Genomic DNA, 1662 nt, shown 5'->3' with positions numbered 1-1662 from the left:
GTCTAGTAGTGTTTGACTAATAGTGTTTTAATTTTAGGCAAGACAGATGGGGGTCTTGTTAGGGATTGCTGGAGACAGGGGTTTGTTCAACCTTTATATTCGGTGGTAATCTTTCACCAAAGATAGTAACAGGGATATCAGACTCCTATACTACTGATGGGTTACTTTACCTAAACTATATAATCGAGCATTTCTACCTCATCGATATATATCTTCTGTTTTAATTATGGAATCAGCTATTTCTTCTTCTGTTAGTACAACTGACGAATTACCCCGCGAGGTTAGAGTTGCTCAACTGCGTAATTTGGTAGAAACTCTACACATCGCGGATGAAATTGCCAGCCAAGGCTACCTGATTAGTAGTTCTGAACTGGCCGATTTAATGGATGTGAACGCCAGCGCTGTCACTAGTCGGGGTAACCACTGGTCTTGGCGCAACTGGGTTGTGTCAAGGGTCAGGCGTGAAGGTAATCAAATTCTGTGGCAGTTAGAACGGGTAGACAAAGGGAATATAATGGATGAAGACTAAACCTTACAATACCTAGATAGGGGCGTGTCTATACTACGTTGAGACTATGTTGGTAAGCATTCAGCAGTCAGTGGTCAGCGGTCAGCGGTCAGCTTATTTGATTCAAAAGCTGTTCGCACCTCAAGTATCGTGGCCACAGGCTGATGGCTGATAGCACCTCAAGTAGCATCTCAAGTAGCGCATAGGCTGATGGCTGATAGCTGATAGCTGATAGCTGATAGCTGATAGCTGATAGCTTACCTATGTTGAGACTATGTTGAGTGTTGACCCTTGACTGACTGTTAAGGATTAACAATCAACACTCAACAGTCCCACTGGTGCATTAAACCCCATGAAAACAACTTGATATTACTCATATGTCTTATCACAACTGGGATGATGGGAAAATAGCTAATATATTGGCAGTAACCCTAGTCTTGCAAATGTAGGTTACAGCGCAAGAACATGGGTCAAACAGAGCGAGCAGCTTCATGGCATCCGTACCCAAAATGACTTCACCTGTCTCGGAAAACCCGAAGAACTTGATCCGCCCATTTCAATACCATGATTTGGCAGCAATAGAGACGCTAGTGCAACAGGCAACTGATGGGCAGAGTAAGATCTACCCATCAGTTGACCAACAGCCACTTAAGCACGTTAGACGCTGGTATTGGTTGCTGAAGTTTTTGAGTTGGTTTCCCAACCCCTACCAGTACAGCTTTTGTATCTATGTGGCTGAGCAACTCCAAAAGCTGCGCGGACTGATCAAAATTTCCCCATTTAATCACACCCGTAGTACTTGGCGGGTGGAGCAGGTGTTAGTTGATGCCAACACTCTTAGAGTGAGTAACACCCTGACAACTAGAGACATTGGCTCGGCTCTGTTGCGCCATTGCTTTGAAAAAATTTGGCAAGCGCGAACTTGGTTATTGGAAGTCAATATCAATCATAAAAGTTCACTGGCTCTGTATCGGCAAAACGGATTCCAACCCCTAGCTCAGATGACCTACTGGGTGATTGAGCCAACACTGCTGGAAAAATTGGCGGTTCGTGAACCAGATTTGCCGAACCTGTTGCCTGTCAGTAACGCAGATGCTCAGTTGCTCTATCAGCTGGATACGGCATCAATGCCACCAATAGTGCGTAAGGTTTTT

At 44.6% G+C, this 1662-nt stretch carries 2 protein-coding genes; both read left to right on the top strand.

The features are described 5' to 3' along the window. Positions 1-226: 226 nt before the first annotated feature. Complete coding sequence (locus tag F6K53_RS40685; RefSeq protein ID WP_008188499.1) at positions 227-529, top strand: hypothetical protein; 303 nt, start codon at positions 227-229, stop codon at positions 527-529. Between the two features lie 488 nt (positions 530-1017). Next, a partial coding sequence (locus F6K53_RS40680; RefSeq protein WP_293085881.1) for a GNAT family N-acetyltransferase occupies positions 1018-1662 on the top strand: 645 nt, incomplete at its 3' end.

Source organism: Moorena sp. SIO4A1 (assembly GCF_010672065.1).
GTDB lineage: Bacteria > Cyanobacteriota > Cyanobacteriia > Cyanobacteriales > Coleofasciculaceae > Moorena.
The sequence above is the reverse complement of the archived record's forward strand: the minus strand, read 5'-3'. Positions and strand labels throughout refer to the sequence as shown.

Excerpts from the sequence above, each read along its gene's own strand:
- F6K53_RS40685 (WP_008188499.1), top strand. The coding sequence starts at position 227 with ATGGAATCAGCTATTTCTTCTTCTGTTAGTACAACTGACGAATTACCC.